At 35.5% G+C, this 2,353-nt stretch carries 2 protein-coding genes; both read right to left on the minus strand.

Annotation, left to right across the window (positions count from 1 at the left end; all coding sequences use genetic code 11):
* Positions 1-482 precede the first annotated feature (482 nt).
* Positions 483-1,166 carry a hypothetical protein gene (locus tag DSOL_RS25880; protein ID WP_075367569.1) on the minus strand — a complete coding sequence of 228 codons (684 nt, stop codon included), beginning with the start codon at positions 1,164-1,166 and terminating at the stop codon, positions 483-485.
* Between the two features lie 553 nt (positions 1,167-1,719).
* The coding region (locus tag DSOL_RS25885) for a response regulator (protein WP_075367570.1) at positions 1,720-2,353 on the minus strand (634 nt) is incomplete at its 5' end.

The following is a 2,353-nucleotide window of genomic DNA, read 5'->3' on the forward strand; positions in this document are numbered from 1 at the left end:
TAGTACTCTTAACGCTTTGATGTTTAAAAAACAATTTATTTTATTTTTTTCTTTTCTTCCATATATCTTCAAAGAATCCTAGAAAATCTATACCAAATTCATTTATTACTCCCATGAGGATTTTAAAAAACACGATGTATATTATGAAAATGAGAATAATACCTAATACGAAATTCATATAAGAGATAAAACCTCTACTTTCTTTCTAAATTAGATTATGCTCCGAAATTCAGCGTCTACTATATATCGAATGTTTTATTACTCCAAACTGGTGCATGATCCTTTAATAGACTATGGTTCTTGGTTCATAATACCATATACATACAAATTTGTTCAATTTATTTAGGACAAACGTTTAACAAAGACACCTCTTTTGCTGAGGAGTCTTTGTTTGTCAATAAATCTATTGAACCATTCTTATTTCAAGGTTCTAGGTACTTTCCGTTCTTTGAAGCTCTATTATACTTTTAATAAAGAGTGGTTTAGATGTAGGCATTACTATAGTTAATAGTTCCCTGTATATTAATTGTTCCGTTTGGAATACCATAACCAAGAACGCCTATATAATTTGTAATATCATAATTATAAACTTGGCTCAAATATGCGTAGGGCGTACTAGCACTGTACAAATAAATATGATTTGAGTATGTTTGAGTTACTGTCCACCAACTAGTAGGAATTCCCGTGGCCCTAGGAGCCCAAGATGACCCCAATGCATATGACCACATACCATCTGTATAAGCTCCTGTGGCATAATAATCAACAGTTAATGTATTGGTATAAGTGGTAGCTCTAGTTGCTATTGAAGTACCACTACCGCTAGCTAAAGCGCATAATGTACCGTTAGTACTTAAGTTAAGAGGGGCAGTATCATTCGAAGTTATTTTCTTTGGCATTTTCTTGGCTTCTTCAAGAGCCTTTTCTAGATCGCCTACTGTTACAGTAGATGAGACTGTCTTAGTATTTTTCACTATTTTGCTAGGATCAATATTATGAACTTTAAGAATATCATTTAAATTGCTTTCTGTAATTACTGTATCCTTTGAATAGGTTTGGGGTGTTGGAGTAGTTTTATTATCTGCAGCAAAAACCGCGCCCCCTGTTGATAATAGAAACGACATAGTTAAAACACATGCCACAACTGGTTTGAATAATTTTCTTAACATTCTAGTTCCCCCTCATTTTTTTGTATCTCCCATAACTTCTCTATTGACTCCTCGTAAAATAGTTTCGGGGATAAAAATATTTTTCTCCCTCTCTTAATCTCCCTTCACAAATATCCCCAGTAGGTGTAGTATATAATAGCTACTATTTTGTGTAGGGGCGAACACCTTCAGATCATTTGTTACTTTGCTGGTATTGATGATCTGAGGGTGTCTGTATTTAAATGGCGGGAGCCATTTAAATACAATAGAGTCTACTCAACGCCTCACCGGACTTCGGGGAACATTAGCGGTCATACTGATTTTTTCCTGCCCCTTATAAACATTAATGTCCTCATTGTGGCCAAAAGCTGATAGTGATTAGCTTAGCGTATATAACCGTTAAATTGTTGTTCCAACCCCGAGTTAAGAATATCGCAGATTTCTAACTTTGTCCCCCGTAATTTTACTAGGTTTACCCCAAAAATTATGCAACAAATAGGTACAGATTTCGACTTTTCTTGTCTAACTCAGTAGGAAACTAAAGAAAACTACCAATTATACAAAGATGAAGGACTTAGCAATTTCCAAGTCCTTCATCTTTGTATCTTAAGACTGCTTCCAGACGTGTGTTTACCTTTAATTTGAGAAGGATATTTCTAACGTGAAAATCCACTGTCCGAACATTAATTCCTGTGGTTAAGGCGATCTCTTTGCTGCGCAAACCTTGTGATACTAATTCTATAATTTCTATTTCTCTGGGAGTAAGTAGTATACTCGGTGTTTCTGAGTTCCCAGGAAAATGCGAGTAATCACCGTTATTCCCAGGGTGAAGATAAGCCTCTAAATCTTCGGAAAAATAGACACCACCATCATAAACTCTTAAAATTGCTCCAATCATTTCCTTTGCTGAACAGTCTTTAAGAAGGAATCCATTAGCACCGTTACTAATAGACTTAGTAACGTAACCTTTTGGGCTATGCCCGGTCAGCATAATAATTTTCACTTCAGGTTGAATTTTATTTATCTTGTCTATTAAATCAGTTCCACAGGCATCAGGAAGCCTAATATCTAACAACACGACATCAGACCTGGTTTTACTAATTAAGCTCATACATTCTATTCCGTTCTTGGCGATTCCAACTACCAAAATACGGGGTTCAAGAGATAGCAAGGCAACAGTTCCTTCCGCAAAAAGCGTATGATCATCT

The sequence above is a fragment of the Desulfosporosinus metallidurans genome, assembly GCF_001936615.1.
Classification (GTDB): domain Bacteria; phylum Bacillota; class Desulfitobacteriia; order Desulfitobacteriales; family Desulfitobacteriaceae; genus Desulfosporosinus; species Desulfosporosinus metallidurans.

Bases quoted from the DNA above. Each gene is read 5' to 3' on its own strand.
- DSOL_RS25880 (WP_075367569.1), bottom strand. From the start codon at position 1,166: ATGTTAAGAAAATTATTCAAACCAGTTGTGGCATGTGTTTTAACTATG.